This is a genomic window from Gimesia aquarii (assembly GCF_007748175.1).
GTDB lineage: Bacteria > Planctomycetota > Planctomycetia > Planctomycetales > Planctomycetaceae > Gimesia > Gimesia aquarii_A.
Map to the genome: position 1 here is coordinate 3,383,238 of NZ_CP037422.1, position 17,282 is coordinate 3,400,519.

The window sequence follows — 17,282 nt, forward strand, 5'->3', positions numbered from 1 at the left end:
CAATACCAAACTATTTCGCCTGATCTTTAAATAGCGATTTTTCACGGCTTTGCTCGTATGACTTCGTATCCCAAACAGGACCTTCTTTTTGGACTTCCTTATATTTCTGAGTCAATTTCTTTTTCAGATGATTCAGCCGTTCCCGCTCCTGCCAGGCAAGATTGTGCTGCTCGCTGATATCTTCTTTCAAGTTATAAAGCTCAAACTTAGTCAACTTCGCGTTTTTAATGTACTCTTGAGAAATGGAATTGACATTATTTCCCAAACGACGGATTCCTTCGGGCCCACTCCAATGTGCGACCACTTTCCAATCCCCTTCGCGCATCGCAACGCGAGGTGTGCTATTGGCTCGATAATAATTCCAAAACAGAGGTGTTGATCTTTGCAGGTCATTATTCCCAGCAAACAATGGTAGCAAACTCGTTCCATCCAACTCACGATTTTTCGGAAGTGAGATGTTAACCATTTCGCAGAACGTCGGTAGCATGTCCACGCTTGAAACAGGAACGTTACTCTCTTGACCTGCCTCGATGCGCCCTGGCCACCGAATGATGCCAGGCACTCGGATTCCACCTTCATAAATGTGCAATTTCATACCTCGGAGTACCCCAGGAGTTCCCCATGATCGTCTTGAACCTTTACCATAACGATTTAAAGTCTCCGGCCCATTATCAGAAGTGAAAAAGACCAATGTATTTTCGGCTAATTTCAACTCGTCCAGGGTTTTCATTAACTTACCCACGGCCGCATCCATATTAGCGACATTCGCAAAATACTGTGCCTGATCTTCATATAAGGTCGTGTCGAGATACCGTTTGACAAGATCGGGTGGAGATGCCACTCGTTCGTGCGGTTCATGAAAGCAGACATGTAGAAAAAACGGTTTGTCAACGGCCCTCCATTCTTTCAACCAACGAATGCCCTCATCTGCCACTATCTGACAGGAAAAACCTTTGATCTCACCGAGAGGTTTACCATTGCGTACAAAGTTATTCGGATTTTGATGTGTGGGCAGGGCGTTATTCTGTGTACTAAACCAGTGCTGAAATCCATGATCACCAGGCTGTGGTTGCTTTTTAGAATTAAACAAACCATTACAGTGCCATTTTCCTACATGTGCTGTGTCATAATCTGCTTTCTGCAACAATTGAGCAATAGTAACTTCGTCTCGCTTCAAATGCATCGGATGACCTTCGGGAATCCAATCATAGACTCCTACTCGGTTAGGAGTTCTGCCAGTGAGTAGCCCGGCACGTGAAGGAGAACAAACAGGTGCACTCGCGTAGCAGTCAGTCAATCGCATTCCCTGCGAAGCCAATCGATCTATATGAGGTGTTTTAATTTGAGGATGCCCATAACAGGCGAGGTCACCATAACCGAGATCATCACACAAAATCACAATAATATTCGGTTTTGAATCTGATTGTTTCTCAGCGGACCATAATCCTTGTTGTGGAAAAAGGAATAGCGTGATCAACAAAAAAGCATATCTAAAATTCATCATTAGATCTCATAAATTAGGGATCAGCAGGAAATGGAATATTCACTCTTTAAACCATGATGCATGATCATCTGACTTCTCGCAATTCCTATCCAGATGATTGTTAGCACGGATTCAATTAATTAACAAAGAAAAAGAAACTACAATATTCGACAAAATTCCAGCTGATAAGGAAGATTGACCGGGTTCCCATCAGGACTAGAATATTAAAAGATTACTCCGATTCCGCGTGAAGTAATACCTAATCTAAACAGTATTCGGATACACAAGGACTTCAGAATCATGCCACGATATATCCGTAGCACTCACGGCTCAAGGAATTCATCGTTGAAAATGCGCCTGGTGATTGCAGCAGGAATCGCACTGTTTGCTTTCATTTCCTATATGATGAAGAGCGACATCAATGAAATTACAGGGGAAAATCAAATCGTCGCACTCACAGAACAGCAAGAAATTGCACTGGGTCTGCAGGCGCTACCCACGATTATGAGTCGACACCATGGAGAACATCCAGACCAAATGGCACAAGCGAACGTCGATCGAGTTGGGAATCGTCTGCTTCAAAACTTAAATCAATCGCTACAAAAAGCAGGACGTCAGAATCCTTATCAGTTTGACTTCCACCTTCTGAATGATGACCAGGTTATTAATGCATTCGCTTTGCCAGGAGGCCAAATTTTTATCACAGCCGCTCTTTACCAACAGCTTGAATCGGAAGGGCAATTGGCAGGTGTACTCGGCCACGAAATTGGACACGTCCTGTCTAGACATGGAGCCCAGCAAATGGCAAAACAGGAATTAACTCAGGGACTGGCAGGTGCCGCTGGTGTGGCTGGAGGTGATATTAACAGCGCCCGAATGGCTCAAATGGTTGGATCTCTAGTTAATATGAAATATGGAAGAAGTGATGAACTGGAATCCGACCGCTGGGGAGTCAAATTACTGGTAATGTCGGGCTACGATCCTTACGCGATGATTGGTGTGATGGATATTTTAAAGCGTTCAGCAGGAGCAGGTAGACAACCAGAAATATTCAGTACTCATCCTGATCCAGGGAATCGTATCGAACGCATCAAAGATTATATCCAACGTGCTTTTCCCTCTGGCCTTCCTAATGATTTGGAGCCATAAATTGAAACTCATTTTTTAACCTTTTATTTAGCTTATTGACGCAGTTATTGCTAAATTCCGTAGTAATTCAAATATTCTTTATAATAGAGTAAAATGCATAGCCTGAACAAAATATCTGATCGAATCATTTTAGTGAATTGACATCTTATAAATATAAGCTATTATAAAAGTACAACGTGCTTGAGCGATTATTAGTATTGACGCTATGAGATTGTTTTGATAAATATTACAAAATAAAGGATCTCTAGTGAGCCGTTTTTTCAAATGAGGATCTCACCCGCTTTTGAGATCATTTTCATTAACCAGTATTTAATATCACTGGTAACCAAATTGGCTTTTAAAGTAAGTTGAGTCGTTTCCAGCGGGGCATTTTTTCTCAACATCACCACTCCTGAGAGCATTCAGGAGCCCGAAATTCTTGAAATGTTTTTCTCTTCTGTAAATACGCTAAGGGATATTTCAAAAGTTAAACAAATTGTGACCGGTTGAGGTTGCATACTGCAATTTAACTTCACCTTCGTAATAGTATATTGCTGGCTTGAAGTTTTGTGCAAATAAATAGTAAATATAGTGAATGTTATCTGTTCCCATTTATTAATTTGAGTTGGATCAGAGCTGATGATTAAAACATCAGGAAAGCCGAACCACTTATTAAATTAAAACATTTAAAAGTTCCTTATTTGCAACCATGTATTGGTTGACGGGACTTGATTGAAACGATTGAATTTCAAAGTATCTGTTTTTGACAACAATATTTTTTGCCTGAAAGGATATCGGCAAGACGATCACCTAATCAGCGGCATTCGTCAACACGCTTTTTAAAGCTCACTGTTCTCAATGCCGGGGCTAAATCTCTATGAAATTTCATAAGCGATTGTCCTAATTACAGGAATAAACAGGCCACGATGGTCGAGTCCAAATATCGGGCAACTTATTCCTCTGCGTGAATCTTTCTTCATGAGATCAAGACGAGGCCAATTTCATTTTAAGGCCTTTGTCAGGTTTCCGCTGAGTTAAGAGACGGCTAATTCCGAAGTATGCCTAAAGCATTCAAGCATCATTGCAGATTCCATACTGACAATGACTTGAGTTTGATTTTTCATTGGTTGCTTCGTAATACTTTCATGCCGTAGTTGTGTCACTAATTACTTCGTTACTATTTTAGAATGATTTGGTTTTCTGTATGGCTGCTAAAAGTTCTGAAACTTCAGACAAACCCAAACGTCGAAGAACAACAAAGACACAAAAAAAAGAAGAGCACTCGGGAGAAGACACTCATCACCAAAATGAAACCGATGATCTGCAAGATGAATACCATCGTAAAGCAGAAGATAATTTCGAAATTGTCGAAAGCTATCGATCATCCAAGAGCGAAACAGAACCAGAAAATATGTCAGACACACCTGCTGAATCGATAGGCGATAATAACTCCGAAAAATCAGAGACTGACCAATCTGAAAAGACAGGTGGCAATCGAAGGAGAAGGCGAAGAAGAAGAAAATCAGATGGATCTGGCCAAGGCAACGGTAACCAGGGTCAAGGTCGTCAAGGGGGGCATAACAATCGAGGTCGCAACAGTAGAGGGGGCCGATCACGTTCCGGTAATGGTGGAAGAAATCAATCACGGCGTACTCGATCCAGTTCTTCTGCAGCCAATGAAAACATCTCAGGAACGATCGAAGGGGTTCTTGAACTGCATCCCAAAGCTTACGGTTTTATTCGAGACCCGAAGGCAAACTACAAAGCACAAGACTCAGATGCATTTGTTTCCAGTTCTCTTATTGAAAAACACAATCTGCGTGAAGGCATCTTGATTCGAGGAGAAGTTGGTCCAGGCACCAGAGGGCAAGGGCCACGTCTCAAATGCATTGAATCAATTGATGGCCGAACCGTTGAACAGTATATGGAAATTAAGCCCTTCGATGAGCTGACCCCTATCAACCCCTTCGAGCAAATTAAACTTGAAACTGGTGCCATGCCAATTACGATGCGCGTCATGGACCTGCTTACGCCAATCGGAAAAGGGCAAAGAGCACTCGTTGTTGCTCCACCGCGAACCGGAAAAACGATGTTGTTACAAGACATCGCAGAGGCGGTCAGTAAAAATCATCCTGAAATCCGCTTGATGGTCTTATTGATCGACGAACGACCAGAAGAAGTCACCGAGATGGAACGCTCCATCAGAGGCGAGGTCATTTCGTCTTCAATGGACCGAGACGTCGAAAGTCATGTTCGTACAAGCCAGCTTATTTTTGAGCGTGGTAAACGCCTGGCTGAAGCTGGAGAAGATGCTTTCATCCTTCTGGATAGTATTACTCGAACAGCGCGGGCGTTCAATAAATGGGTCGGAAATACGGGCCGTACCATGAGCGGTGGTCTGGATGTCAAAGCGATGGACATTCCTAAAAAGATGTTCGGAACAGCACGACGATTTGATGAAGGTGGCTCTCTAACTGTTTTAGGAACAGCACTGATTGACACCGGTAGTCGCATGGATGAAGTCATTTTCCAGGAATTTAAAGGGACTGGCAATATGGAGATGGTTCTCAGTCGGGATCTCTCCGACCGTCGCATATTCCCTGCTATCGACATTACACTTTCGGGTACACGACGTGAAGAAAAAATCCTCGATCCAGAGGTTATGGATGGTGTCACAATGCTTCGCCGAAGTTTAATTTCATTAAACCCTGTTGAAGCGATGGAACAGCTCAGTAGCACGCTCAAAAAATTTCCTACGAACAAAGAGTTTCTCGAAAAAATCCGAGCGATCCTGTAAAGAATTTCAATTACTTGGCCACTCTGGAAACCGTTTGAAAAGATAGACACAAGCGTCCTCTTTCTGATGTCTTCCATTTCTACTACCAAAGAGAAATTGAACGACATTCAACTTTTATTACGGTTACATAAGCCTTCAACCCCCTTAATCAAAAACGAATTCTACACTACCTGATTAAATTCAAGTATTTCACTCCGCTTCTGGCGAGCTCTGTTTTAGAAGTTGCGAAAACAATTCAGTTTTTTACTCGCAATTCGGTATCGAATAAATTCTGATAACGTTACCGTAGTAGATCACGCTCTATAAAAATTAGTTTTACCCCTCTTTTCCAACTTTAGATTGCAGGAAGATGGAATTGAACTACCGAAATTTTTTTGGTGATCTTCATAACCACAACCAGGTAGGTTATGCACTGGGCTCTCTGGATCGCTCTTTTGAAATTGCTCGAAATCATTTGGATTTTTATGCATTCACGCCTCATTCTTACTGGCCTGATGTTGAAGAGTATGATGGAAAAATCACGCATAAGTGGCGAAACGGGTTTCACATTGCTCGTTCTCGCTGGCCTGAAGTTGTCGAGTTAGCAAAACAATTTGACAGCCCCGGAGAGTTCGTCACAATCCTGGGTTATGAGCGGCATGGAACTGAAGAAGGGGACTATCATATTCTCTATCCAGACATGGATGGTGACTATGAACTAATTGAAGATTTGGTGGAACTGCAAGCGTTCGCCAGACAAAGAGGCTGTCTACTGATTCCTCATCATCCAGCCAACCGTCTGGGGCATAGAGGATTTGATGCCCGAAAATTGGCTTCAGACGTTTCACCAGTTCTGGAAATCCATTCCGAATGGGGATGTGCTGAGCATGACCGTGCCCCTTTCCCTTATAAGCGACATACAGAAGGAGGCCGTTGGACGAAACATACATTGCAATATTATCTTAACCAGGGTTATCGATTAGGAGTGATTGCAAGTACTGACGATCACTTGGGACATCCTGGCGGTTACCGCGAAGGTCTTGCCGCAATTAAAGCCACTGAATTGACCCGACCTGCAATCTTTGATGCCATACGAAATCGGCGAACCTATGCTGTCTCTGGAGATCGGATTGAACTCGACTTTTTTCTAAACGAACACATAATGGGACAAGAGCTGGCGTTCACAGATCAACGTCAACTCAAAGTCCATGTTCGTGGCTGGGACGTCATTGATCGAGTCGAAGTTCTCAAAAATGGACGTGTGATTCATCGTAATTTTCCAGTAGACAATGAACCAGACAACCACTCCTGGGAAAAGCCTGTTGTCTTGAGATTTGAATATGGCTGGGGACCTTGGCCCGCTTTAGGCTGGGGAGGGACGGCTGACTGGAATTTCACGGTAAATGTTGACGGGGGAAGTATTGAACAAATTCAACCCTGTTTTACAACTGGCCCACTCGATGAATTTCGACGTGATCAAATCCTGGAACAATCCGCTCACAAGTTGAAAATCCAATCATTTACGGCGCTTAAGCAACAAGTGGATGACTGGTCTCAAAAAGCAATTGTGATGCGCATCCAGGGAGATGCAAACACAAAGGTCTCGATCTCCTGTATCGAACCGGGTGAATGCCAATTGTCACAGACTTTCGCCGATCTTGCTGTTAGTAATGAGATGTTATTTACACGTCCGTTTCCCTGGGAATCAGCCATGCTGCATCGAATTGTATTCCATGATCAATGGGAAACTGAATTTGAACTGGAAGATACTGGAGAGGGCAAACAGGACGATTGGTACTATGTCCGCGTAATTCAGTCAAATGGGGAAATGGCCTGGTCCAGCCCCATTTGGGTCAATAAAAAATGAATTTCGGATAATCTAAATGACAATGCCTCGCTTATCTCACCATTGTCATAATTTAAACGATCTGAATTGTATGAAGCGGTAATCAGAGAATTGATTCTTACATACAATTTGTTCTAAAATGTGACTAAGAGTCTCAAATATATCTTTCAGTCTAAATGAAAGTATCCCACAGCAATGGTTGAACAAACCAGCCAGACGATCACTCAAAAAACTCCTTTATTGGCTGAGTTGAAAAAGGGAAGTTCTGATTTTTCCTCTCTGGTTCAACAGTTAACAGAAACTGTTGGTAAAGAGGGGGTCTTGTACGATGCACAAGAATTACTTGTCTATGAGTGCGATGGATATATCGTCGACAAAAATGCGCCTGACATCGTTGTTTTCCCCACTTCAACTGAACAGGTTTCGAAAATAGTCAAGCTATGCAATCAATACAATGTTCCATTCCTAGCAAGAGGAGCTGGAACCAGCCTTTCCGGAGGCTGCCTCCCAATTGGCGGAGGAGTCATGATTGTTCTGACTCGTATGAAGCAAATTCTGGAAATCAACCTGAGAGACCGTTACGCCATTGTTGAACCTGGAATGGTAAATTTGCATCTGACAAATGCACTTAAAGGAACGGGATATCACTATGCTCCAGACCCTTCCAGCCAGGGTGCCTGTACGATAGGCGGGAACATTGCCACCAATTCAGGCGGACCTCACACTTTAAAATATGGTGTCACGACAAATCATGTACTTGGTCTGGAGGCAGTTTTACCAGATGGTTCTATCATTGAACTCGGTGGACCTACAGCAGAAGTTCCCGGTTATGATCTACATGGCCTCTACGTTGGGAATGAGGGTACCTTTGGAATTTGTACCAAAGCGATCGTAAGGCTCACTCGTGATCCTGAATCACACCGCACCATGTTGGCGGTATTTCAAACAATTGCAGACGCGACACGTGCGATCTCCGAAATGATTGCAGCAGGTATTATCCCTTCTGCCTTGGAAATGATGGATCAGGGAATTATCGAAGCCGTGGAAGAGGCGTTCCACTTTGGCTTCCCTCTTGACGCAGGAGCCGTTTTACTTATTGAAGTTGATGGTCTCGAAATCGCGTTAGATGAAGAAGTACGACAAATTTTAAAAATTTGTAATGCCTGTAACGTCCGTGAAATTCAAAGAGCAGACACTCCCGAAGAACGGCTCCTCATCTGGAAAAGCCGCAAGCAGGCTTTTGGAGCCATTGGTCGTCTGAGTCCTAGCTACTGCACGCAGGATGGTGTTGTTCCACGAACACGACTTCCGGAAATTCTCGAATTTATAGAGGAAACCAGTAAACGCTATGGTTTAAAAATCGTCAATGTTTTTCATGCAGGAGATGGGAACGTGCATCCGATTCTCTTGTTCGATGAACGAGATCAAGAGCAAATCCAAAAAGTTCTAGAGGCAAGTGAAGAGATTCTGGAAAAGTGTCTGGAACTCGGCGGGAGTGTCACCGGAGAACATGGTATCGGTGTTGAAAAAATTAATTTCATGAGCCGAATCTTCAATCAAACAGATTTGGATGCAATGGAATCTGTGCGGAATATTTTTAATCCCCGACAAATTTGTAGTCGCGATAAAGTTCTACCACCAATTCAATCTGATGAAAAATCAACTGTGAAACAGTCTCACCCTACTCGACATGCACCGCATTGAATTTAAAGCTAATTCTAGATTCAATTTGAACTGTAAAACGAATATTTATAAAAGGCTACTGAAAGCTGTTCTATGTCGTCCACACAATCTGACTCTCTCGAAGAGTTCATTCCCGCATCGCAAACTGAATTAAGCAGGTTCATGACGGACAATGCGGCAACGTCTCAAAAACAGATTTTTCCTGTTGGCGGTCGTACCTCGTTATCAGTGTGTTGTGCTTCCAGCCTGTCCGGCATTCAAGTGTGTACATCCCAATTGAATCGCGTTATCGATTATCCAGTACGAGATATGACGATTACTGTCGAAGCAGGTATGCGAATTGATCATCTCAATGAAATCGTCTCCGCAGAAGGACAGCGTCTCCCCGTTGATGTTCCTCAGTCCAACCGAGCCACACTGGGAGGGATCATCGCCACTAATACCAGTGGACCTAAACGTTTTTCATACGGAACAATCCGCGACTACGTCATTGGCACATCAGCCGTCGATGGATCTGGAAATCTATTCAAATCAGGGGGCAGGGTAGTCAAAAATGTTGCCGGCTATGATCTGAAAAAGATGCTGGTCGGATCTCTCGGATCATTAGCCATAATCAGCCAGGTCTCTCTGAACTTGCGTCCCAAGCCGGAGACTCTCTCCATGGTCTGGTTTACTTTTGATTCCTACCAGAAAATTGATCGTGCCCTGGAAGCATTGACAACTTCTGGAACGCGCCCCACTGCAATCGAATATTGTAACAGTAAAGCAGCCAAACAAATTGCAGCAGAATCACGCTTTGAGCTCCCCTGTGAGAACGATGTCATTTGTATTAGTTACGAAGGTTCAAATAACGAAGTTCACTGGCAAACGAACAAAATCATCGAAGAGTGGAAAGAGTTCTCTCCCCTGAGCGCTCAAATTGTTGATTCGGACCATGCAACCAGACTCTATAATGCATTTGTAGAATACCAGACTTCATCAGACGACCCCGTAACTCTTAAGGCAGTTGTACTTCCTTCACAAATGCTGGAATTTGTGGAAGCGGCAACAGAGTTAAATATTGCTGTCCAAGCGCATGCGGCAGATGGTATTGTTTTTGGCCATTTACCAGACTCAGCCAGTTCACTAGAAGATGTAAAGCATATTTTAAACCGATTAAAAAAAGAACCATCTCTACAAACAGGATATCTGACGATCTATCAATGCGAATCAGAATGGGCAGAGGCACTTCCCTTGTTCTGTTCATCTCCTCCTGGATGGTCGATCATGCGGGAAATGAAAAATGCGTTTGACCCACATCAACTTTTAAATTCAAGACGATTTGCAGAGCTGGTTGAAACGTGAGCAACAAAATAACATTATTTAACTAAAAATTATTTCATCGAACGAATCATCTCATACGAGTTAATCAATGACACCCGATACTTCTCTAGTGAATTCGACCGCGACTACGAAAGATACAGAACAAGTCCCAGGTTCTGAGATACCATATGAAAAATTTCTGGACTGCATTCATTGTGGATTATGTACCGCTGCCTGTCCTACTTATTTAGAAACGGGAAATGAAAACGACAGCCCTCGCGGGCGTATTTATCTGATGCGAGCCGTGGTAGATCAACGCATTGAGTTATCTGATTCTGTACGAGGGCATCTGGATTTATGTCTGGACTGTCGTAGTTGTGAGACAGCTTGCCCCTCGGGTGTGCAATACGGTCGTTTGATCGAACCATTTCGGGTCGATATTCATAAAATGGAATCAGCGGCAGGAACAGGCCCGGAAAGCGACTGGTTCCACCGATGGATTCTCTATCGGCTTTTTCCTTATCCCAATCGCATTCGCTGGGCATTATTACCTGCACGCATCATGCAATTTTTGATGGTCGATAAATTGATCGATTCTTTAAAATTGACTTATTTGTTGCCTCAAAAATTACGTCGCATGCACAATCTTTTGCCTCGGCTCCAACCTGTCGAAGCTACATTACCAGAAATATTACCCGCAAAAGGCACTCAACGAGCTCGTGTCGCTTTCTTTACAGGCTGCGTTTCGGAGGGAATGTATAGCCATGTGAATCGCGCCACAGCCCGTGTCTTACAAGAAAACGGCTGTGAGGTCCTTGTTCCCCGAAATCAAACTTGTTGCGGTGCCATCCATTATCACAGTGGATCAGATCAGGCAGCTCTCAAATTTGCTTTACAGAATCTTGCAGCGTTTGACTTAGATATGCTAGATGCCATCATTGTCAATGTAGCCGGCTGTGGTGCGATGCTTAAAGATTACGGACACATCGTTGATGAAATTGAAGGTGTCCCCCAAGAGCAGGTTGAAAAACTCAAACAATTGGCTACCAAATTCCGAGATGTTTCAGAGTTTTTGTTTGAATTAGGACCAGTTCCTCCTCAAGGCGAAATACCAATCCGAGCCACCTATCACGATGCATGCCATCTGGTACATGCACAGAAAGTACAAAATCAACCAAGAAAACTGCTTGAATTAGTTCCAGGATTAACACTGGCTCCTCTAAATGAGTCAACCATCTGTTGTGGTGCGGCGGGAAGCTATAACCTGACACAACCTGAAATGGCAGATCAACTTGGCCAGCGAAAATTGAAAAACATTCTTGATACAAAGGCTGATGTTGTGATCAGCGGTAATGTAGGCTGCACGCTCCAAATTGATTCACAACTGCGTCAGGCTCACAAACCACTCTGGGTTGCGCACCCCATGGAAATCCTGGATCTCAGTTATCGAAATCAAAAACCTCCAATTTGATTTACTTAGTTGATCCCCATTCGTTGAAAGACTATTCTACTTCCAGAAATAGTACAGTCTTATTGTTTTTTTAAAGAGTTACAATATGTCTCATACAGTACCCATCCAGGCGGTTGCCTTTGATCTGGACGGATTAATGTTTAATACAGAGCATGTTTTTTTTCTATCGGGAGATGCGTTACTACAACGTCGCGGTAAAAAAATGACTTCTGAGATCTTGCATGGCATGATGGGACGCCGCGCATTGGAAGGGTTCCAACATCTTTCCAGTCATTTGAATGAACCAGAAGATCCCCATGAGCTTTGGGTAGAAAGTCAGGAGATATTTTATTCACTTCTGGATCAGCACTTGAAACCGATGCAGGGACTGTTTGAATTACTAGATTATCTCGATGAGTTGGATATCCCCAAAGGAGTGGCAACATCTTCACCACGTCAGCATCTAGAGACATTACTCACGCAATTTGACTTGATGCATCGCTTTCAAATTACTTTAACTGCTGAAGATGTGACTCATGGAAAACCTCATCCTGAAATTTATCTGACGACGGCCCAGAAATTAGGGGTGGGGCCAGAGCGAATGTTAGTACTGGAAGATAGCGAAACCGGCACGAAATCTGGTGTGAGCGCAGGCGCTCATGTGGTTTCAATACCGCATGAACACAGCGATTATGGTGACTTTAGCTCTGCTCATTATATTGCCAGCAGTCTTACAGATGACAAGTTATTAGAACTGCTCTCAGCAAGCAGAACATGAGTTATCACCTCGAATTATCATCGCATAATATATTAGATTATCGATTTTAAAAAAGCGGTGCACTCAGGTGCCATTTTAAACTGCCAAGTCCAATACCAATCATTGTATCAAATTTAATACAAGCGACATTTCCTGGCTTAAATGTAATCGAACCACCCCCGATTAAATCAGCAGTACATCGAGCCACGTCCGGCATATGAGCGATAATTGCAATTCTCTCAAATTCGGAAGACCGGACGAATGAAATCAATGGTTCCAGATTCAGTCCAAACCCCAGCCAGTTTTGTGGATAACATAGGTCATCATTCAACTCCACAGCATCTTGTAAAATCTGTGCAGTCTGAGTTGTTCTTACTAAAGGACTGTGCAAAATCAACTCAGGAGCACTCTGATGTTCGCCAATCCAATGAGCCACTTTTCTAAACTGTTGGCTGCCGTATTCTGATAATGGTCTTGCCGCGTCACCTCCGGGAACAACACCTGCATTTTCAGCTTTTCCATGCCTGATAATTAGTAGTTCCATCTAACTCCTCTTTTCGAATGACGACTCAAGTAGCTCTGAATGTTGTAGTGATAATAAACGCAGCGTTATGGAATTACCAGTGTTGTTTTCGTGACTGATCTTGGTTTCAAATGAGTATCCATCCAACCATACATTAATTCTCGAGATTCATGAGCAACCGAGTGTCCTTTTCCATGTACGTAAAATGCAAAGTTCTGTGGGGCCTTTTCCAGTTCATAAACATCCATGACTTTTAACAACATCAGCACTCGCTGTCTTTGAGTCAGAGGATCTCCATCATTTAATCCGGAAAGATCGAGAAAGGCGCGTGGAGCAATTAATGCCATGATTTCATGAAAGTCAATGGGAGGCAATTCTCCTTCTAATAAACCCGGGCGAATATGTTTAAAGTATACATACCACCGATCGCGAGACCACGCCTCAACTTTAGAATTTTGGCGGAAAAAAGAAGCACTACAGTTGCCGGCCGCCGCTTGAACCCGTTCATCATAAGCGGCTAAGAACATCGTACCATGACCACCCAACGAATGACCAAGCGCACCAATTTTATCGGGATTCACTTCTTTCAAAGATTCCAAAACATCAATGGCAATTGAATGCTCATAAGTGAATTTTCCCACAGCGGTCCACTGGGGATGTTTTTTGTAAAAAGCAGTCGTATCATAAGGTCCCTCTTGGGGTATTCGATGACCGGCGACAAAATGATCTGGTGCAATAACCACATAGCCTCTGCGACATAAATGATCCAGATATGCTTTATCAGGATTATCAATCAACCCGGCTGCTCGTTTTTTTCCATAGGCGTAAGTACCGTGTAAAGCCACAATCGCGGGTGCAGGTCCTCGAAGGCTCAAGGGTACTCCCAAAAAGGCGTGTGCTCGTTCGTTTTTTTCAACCTGATAACTAATCAGTTGTCTACGATAGACTCCATCGACAATCACCGTATCATGAAATTGTAATTCTAAAGCAGGCTTTTTAGGTTTGAACTCGTCACGGATTAGCTTTAAATACTGTTTCCTGATTTCCTTTTTATGTTCTATCCACTCTTCGGGAGAATTGATTCCTGCAAGTAGATCATCCCAGGGCGAGTTAATTTTGCTGGGGTCAGAACGTTTTCTTACAGCCTTTTCTTCAGCACATAGCTCAATACTGAGAGTAAGAATTATCAGCGAACAAATAAGCACATTCAAAGATTGAAATCGCATAAGCAAACCTATTAATAAATTACAAATTAGAATGCATTATCACCTAATACTGATATCATTCACAACAGCTTAATACTATTTTTTGAGGTTTTTCCCGCTACCTCTCACAAGAGTTCATTATGAAACATATACTACCACTTTCGTTACTGAGTATTTTCATGTTTTCGGTAGCTCAATTATCCAACTTATCAGCAAATGAGCTCAAACAACCTCAGAACAAAGTCACGGATGTCATTCATCCCAAAATCCTTTCCAAAACCAAATCAGAACAGATTAGCGAGGTGATTTCTCTTGATAAAATCTCAGCCGATCAAGGCTCCAGCTATATTGCCCGCTTGTCGATCCCTCGTGCATCCGATCAAAAAACAACTTCGAAGTGTATTTTGTTAGAAGAGGAAAAGCCATTACCGCATCAACATGCACGTCACAAACTGATTCGGGAACAGGGCAGGGGACACTATAGTCTTTGGACATACAGCGTTTTATCTTTTTCAACCAGTGATACTTCCGATCCTCGGACCAATGGCAAAAAATATGAGCTAGTCAGTATAGAAGCTTATTCTCAAAAATAATCATCGCTTATTCTTACGACCTCAAATCAAAAATACTGTCGTAGCTCCTTCTTTGGAGCCTCTCGATCAATGGATTCAAAAACAACCAATAGCAGTCTATGAGTGCTATTTTCGACTGAAAAACCCAAGCAAAACAGATCCGGCAGATTTGATTCAACAGGTCAATACGGAATTGATCTTTCAGTTTGCTCCAAGAGCTCTGGCACATTTGGAAAAAACGAATAACACGTTTCAAATGAAATTGACTTCCGATCAAGCACTTCCCCGCGCAAACAAACAGGAAGGGATTAAAGTGCAATTAGTCTGGAATGAGCTTGAATAGGCGATATCTCAATCACGATATTTCTGATGGCAACGTTTGCACTGTGATTTCAGTGACTTCAATCTGGAAACGATCTGTTCCTGGTCTCCTTTTCGAATTTCTGTTCCCAGCCTTTTAAATTGTGCTTCAGATTCATTCAACCATTTTTTAAAGGTTTCGTCATAATCACTGGCATGCTTCCGTGATGTTTCATGGAACCCTTCCTGCAAGAGTAAGATGATTTGCAATGTTTCTTTTTCATCTGGAGACTCACTTGCATTCAGTAATTCCAATTGCTCAAACTGGTTGTTGATATTGACCATCGCCATCACCATCGGATCAACTTTCGCACTCGCAACTAAATTAGGTAGTTTTATATTGGGAGAAGGAACTTGAAATCCCCCGATATCTCTCCAGAGACCGGCATACGCTTTACTGGTTCCTGCTTGTTCCAAAAAGAGAAAAGCTTGCTTCTTATCAAAGCTCCCTCGACAGAGCCCGACTATCGCAGCCGCAGCAGGACCTCGATGACGTCCATGATGGCAATGAATATAGATCGAGCCTTGAAGATCTCTCGACACCCGAGCAAACGCTAATCCAGCTTCATGAGAAATTCCATCATAGCCTATGGGAATATGAACATAGTTGATCCCAGTCTCTTTTGCCAATTTTAATTTTGGTATTACTCCATCTACACTGACGATCGTCTTGATCCCCATTTTCTTCAAAACCTCAAACCCTTTTCTACCTTCAGGAGCGCTCCCAGAGTAAATCCGATCATCAATTTGGAACACATTCTGTAAACCAGGTCGGCTGAGTGATTGAAACGTCCTTTGGGCATTGACATTCTCTGATACGATCCCCATCTCAGAATCTGTCGGGTTCTGACTAAATAATACGGCAACACTTACACTTATCTCGAATAGACATATGCCGCTAATGACTCTTAACCAAAACATGCTTTGTAAAACTTTCTTATTTTCAAACGCTGAAAGAACACTCCTATTAGAATATCAAATCTACTTGATTTGTTCAGAATTTTTAAGAAAATAAATACAATTTAGATATTTCGCTGATTGCCTGGACTAGCAGTCGCTACGCGTTAAATGGCTGGTCTTCAAAAAGTCTTAGCTTGGAATTCATCCGTCAGATGACTACCCTACAAGCTCAGGAAAAGCTACTTTTTAGAGTAGTGGCTGAAATGACATCTCTTTTTGTACTGGTTCTACGATGGCTTATGACGAAGCACTCGCCCAACGCGTTCACCAATTACTGAAACGTCGAAAAGGGTTTTCCCAACGAAAGATGTTTGGTGGTATGTGTTTTATGCTGCATGGAAATATGTGTTGTGGCATCACACATCAGGAATTGATGCTGCGATTGGGAGAAAAAAACACTGCGAAAGCGTTAGAAGAGTCTTTCACTCGTGAAATGGATTTTACCGGCAAGCCAATAAAGAGCATGATCTATGTCGAACGCCCTGGCTTTGAAGATGATGCTGACCTGAAATATTGGGTGAATCAGGCTGTCAAGTTTGTGCAATCACTTCCCCCGAAGAGTTAATCGCTTGGTTGGCATCTGAAACTATGGCGAGTTGGGGAGTCATCTTCTGGCCAAAGTTTAAACCTGGTTCTGATTCCTGTAGAAGTACCCAATCAATTTATTGTTTCTCTAAGGCCCGTACCAATAACCATAAAAGAAACGAGATGGATTATAGAAGAAATTAGGGGCAGGTTGCATTACTTCTACCGTTGACGGAAACAGGCTATTGCTAACGTTAGGTCGGCTCAATGAAATTCCCATCGCCTTGCGTGTATTGATCCGCCGAAGACGTTGTTCAGCACGAGCAAGCGCTCTTTGATGAATTAATTTTTGGCTTGCTGTCATCCGCTGATCGACTTTCTTAAAACTATTTCTGGACGAACTGGCGGTTGATTTTTCTGAAATCGTAAGCTGTTTGTTTTTCTTCGCCTGAAAACCAGAAGTCGATTTCTGCTCTTGGCCAAAAATTGGCGCTGACAGAAAAAATAAAGACAGAACCATCAGAATAAAAACAGAAGAGCGCATCGTTAGCCTCTCTCTTCATAAGATTGATTTTACAAGACGACGACAAAGTAGAACAAATAGCACTGCGCAGACTTCGCCTATGAATCGGATACGTTACTCATGATTCATCGGTTCAAAAATCAAAAGATCTGAGCAATTTCAATTAAAATAGCAAATAAGTAACTATTT

At 42.8% G+C, this 17,282-nt stretch carries 16 protein-coding genes; 10 read left to right on the forward strand and 6 right to left on the reverse strand.

Annotation, left to right across the window (positions count from 1 at the left end; genetic code table 11):
* Positions 1-10: 10 nt before the first annotated feature.
* Positions 11-1,504 carry a sulfatase gene (locus V202x_RS12915; protein ID WP_145175303.1) on the reverse strand — a complete coding sequence of 498 codons (1,494 nt, stop codon included), beginning with the start codon at positions 1,502-1,504 and terminating at the stop codon, positions 11-13.
* 279 nt (positions 1,505-1,783) lie between these two features.
* Between V202x_RS12915 and V202x_RS12920 the strand changes: the two genes are divergently transcribed.
* Entirely contained in the window at positions 1,784-2,632 is an 849-nt protein-coding gene (locus tag V202x_RS12920; protein WP_145175307.1) for a M48 family metalloprotease, read from the forward strand.
* Between the two features lie 260 nt (positions 2,633-2,892).
* On the opposite strand, the gene V202x_RS27995 is transcribed toward V202x_RS12920, so the two are convergent.
* Positions 2,893-3,015, reverse strand: coding sequence for a hypothetical protein (locus V202x_RS27995; protein ID WP_261343773.1), 123 nt, complete (start codon positions 3,013-3,015; stop codon positions 2,893-2,895).
* Between the two features lie 800 nt (positions 3,016-3,815).
* Here V202x_RS27995 and rho point away from each other — a divergent pair.
* The 6 genes from rho (at position 3,816) to V202x_RS12950 (ending at position 12,446) form a co-directional block, all read left to right on the forward strand.
* Entirely contained in the window at positions 3,816-5,408 is a 1,593-nt protein-coding gene (rho, locus tag V202x_RS12925) for a transcription termination factor Rho (protein WP_145175310.1), read from the forward strand.
* Between the two features lie 355 nt (positions 5,409-5,763).
* Positions 5,764-7,254, forward strand: coding sequence for a DUF3604 domain-containing protein (locus tag V202x_RS12930; RefSeq protein WP_197993368.1), 1,491 nt, complete (start codon positions 5,764-5,766; stop codon positions 7,252-7,254).
* 174 nt (positions 7,255-7,428) lie between these two features.
* A complete protein-coding gene (locus V202x_RS12935) occupies positions 7,429-8,937 on the forward strand; it encodes an FAD-binding oxidoreductase (RefSeq protein ID WP_145175316.1) in 1,509 nt (502 codons plus the stop codon).
* A 72-nt stretch (positions 8,938-9,009) separates the two neighbouring features.
* The gene (locus tag V202x_RS12940; protein WP_145175319.1) at positions 9,010-10,260 is read left to right on the forward strand and encodes an FAD-binding oxidoreductase; all 1,251 of its coding nucleotides are present in this window, start codon (positions 9,010-9,012) and stop codon (positions 10,258-10,260) included.
* A gap of 67 nt (positions 10,261-10,327) precedes the next feature.
* Positions 10,328-11,689, forward strand: a complete 1,362-nt coding sequence (locus V202x_RS12945; RefSeq protein WP_145175322.1) for a (Fe-S)-binding protein — start codon at positions 10,328-10,330, stop codon at positions 11,687-11,689.
* Positions 11,690-11,774: 85 nt separating this feature from the next.
* The gene (locus V202x_RS12950; protein WP_145175325.1) at positions 11,775-12,446 is read left to right on the forward strand and encodes an HAD family hydrolase; all 672 of its coding nucleotides are present in this window, start codon (positions 11,775-11,777) and stop codon (positions 12,444-12,446) included.
* 46 nt (positions 12,447-12,492) lie between these two features.
* Here V202x_RS12950 and sixA read toward each other — a convergent pair whose 3' ends face one another.
* Positions 12,493-12,969 (reverse strand): phosphohistidine phosphatase SixA, encoded by a 477-nt coding sequence (gene sixA, locus V202x_RS12955; protein WP_145175328.1) that lies wholly within the window; start codon positions 12,967-12,969, stop codon positions 12,493-12,495.
* Positions 12,970-13,034: 65 nt separating this feature from the next.
* Positions 13,035-14,174 carry a dienelactone hydrolase family protein gene (locus tag V202x_RS12960; RefSeq protein ID WP_145175331.1) on the reverse strand — a complete coding sequence of 380 codons (1,140 nt, stop codon included), beginning with the start codon at positions 14,172-14,174 and terminating at the stop codon, positions 13,035-13,037.
* A gap of 119 nt (positions 14,175-14,293) precedes the next feature.
* Here V202x_RS12960 and V202x_RS12965 point away from each other — a divergent pair, with 119 nt between their 5' ends.
* Entirely contained in the window at positions 14,294-14,746 is a 453-nt protein-coding gene (locus V202x_RS12965) for a hypothetical protein (RefSeq protein WP_145175334.1), read from the forward strand.
* Between the two features lie 52 nt (positions 14,747-14,798).
* A complete protein-coding gene (locus V202x_RS12970; protein ID WP_145175337.1) occupies positions 14,799-15,068 on the forward strand; it encodes a hypothetical protein in 270 nt (89 codons plus the stop codon).
* Between the two features lie 8 nt (positions 15,069-15,076).
* Here the strand turns inward: V202x_RS12970 and V202x_RS12975 are convergent, their stop codons facing one another.
* Positions 15,077-15,913 (reverse strand): cytochrome c, encoded by an 837-nt coding sequence (locus V202x_RS12975; RefSeq protein ID WP_197993369.1) that lies wholly within the window; start codon positions 15,911-15,913, stop codon positions 15,077-15,079.
* 364 nt (positions 15,914-16,277) lie between these two features.
* Between V202x_RS12975 and V202x_RS12980 the strand changes: the two genes are divergently transcribed.
* Positions 16,278-16,610, forward strand: a complete 333-nt coding sequence (locus V202x_RS12980; protein WP_145175343.1) for a TfoX/Sxy family protein — start codon at positions 16,278-16,280, stop codon at positions 16,608-16,610.
* A 108-nt stretch (positions 16,611-16,718) separates the two neighbouring features.
* On the opposite strand, the gene V202x_RS12985 is transcribed toward V202x_RS12980, so the two are convergent.
* Positions 16,719-17,114 (reverse strand): hypothetical protein, encoded by a 396-nt coding sequence (locus V202x_RS12985; protein ID WP_145175346.1) that lies wholly within the window; start codon positions 17,112-17,114, stop codon positions 16,719-16,721.
* Positions 17,115-17,282: the final 168 nt, after the last annotated feature.

Bases quoted from the DNA above. Each gene is read 5' to 3' on its own strand.
- V202x_RS12915 (WP_145175303.1), bottom strand. From the start codon at position 1,504: ATGATGAATTTTAGATATGCTTTTTTGTTGATCACGCTATTCCTTTTT.
- V202x_RS12920 (WP_145175307.1), top strand. From the start codon at position 1,784: ATGCCACGATATATCCGTAGCACTCACGGCTCAAGGAATTCATCGTTG.
- V202x_RS27995 (WP_261343773.1), bottom strand. From the start codon at position 3,015: ATGTTGAGAAAAAATGCCCCGCTGGAAACGACTCAACTTACTTTAAAA.
- rho (WP_145175310.1), top strand. From the start codon at position 3,816: ATGGCTGCTAAAAGTTCTGAAACTTCAGACAAACCCAAACGTCGAAGA.
- V202x_RS12935 (WP_145175316.1), top strand. From the start codon at position 7,429: ATGGTTGAACAAACCAGCCAGACGATCACTCAAAAAACTCCTTTATTG.
- V202x_RS12940 (WP_145175319.1), top strand. From the start codon at position 9,010: ATGTCGTCCACACAATCTGACTCTCTCGAAGAGTTCATTCCCGCATCG.
- V202x_RS12945 (WP_145175322.1), top strand. From the start codon at position 10,328: ATGACACCCGATACTTCTCTAGTGAATTCGACCGCGACTACGAAAGAT.
- V202x_RS12950 (WP_145175325.1), top strand. From the start codon at position 11,775: ATGTCTCATACAGTACCCATCCAGGCGGTTGCCTTTGATCTGGACGGA.
- sixA (WP_145175328.1), bottom strand. From the start codon at position 12,969: ATGGAACTACTAATTATCAGGCATGGAAAAGCTGAAAATGCAGGTGTT.
- V202x_RS12960 (WP_145175331.1), bottom strand. From the start codon at position 14,174: ATGCGATTTCAATCTTTGAATGTGCTTATTTGTTCGCTGATAATTCTT.
- V202x_RS12965 (WP_145175334.1), top strand. From the start codon at position 14,294: ATGAAACATATACTACCACTTTCGTTACTGAGTATTTTCATGTTTTCG.
- V202x_RS12975 (WP_197993369.1), bottom strand. From the start codon at position 15,913: ATGGGGATCGTATCAGAGAATGTCAATGCCCAAAGGACGTTTCAATCA.
- V202x_RS12980 (WP_145175343.1), top strand. From the start codon at position 16,278: ATGGCTTATGACGAAGCACTCGCCCAACGCGTTCACCAATTACTGAAA.
- V202x_RS12985 (WP_145175346.1), bottom strand. From the start codon at position 17,114: ATGCGCTCTTCTGTTTTTATTCTGATGGTTCTGTCTTTATTTTTTCTG.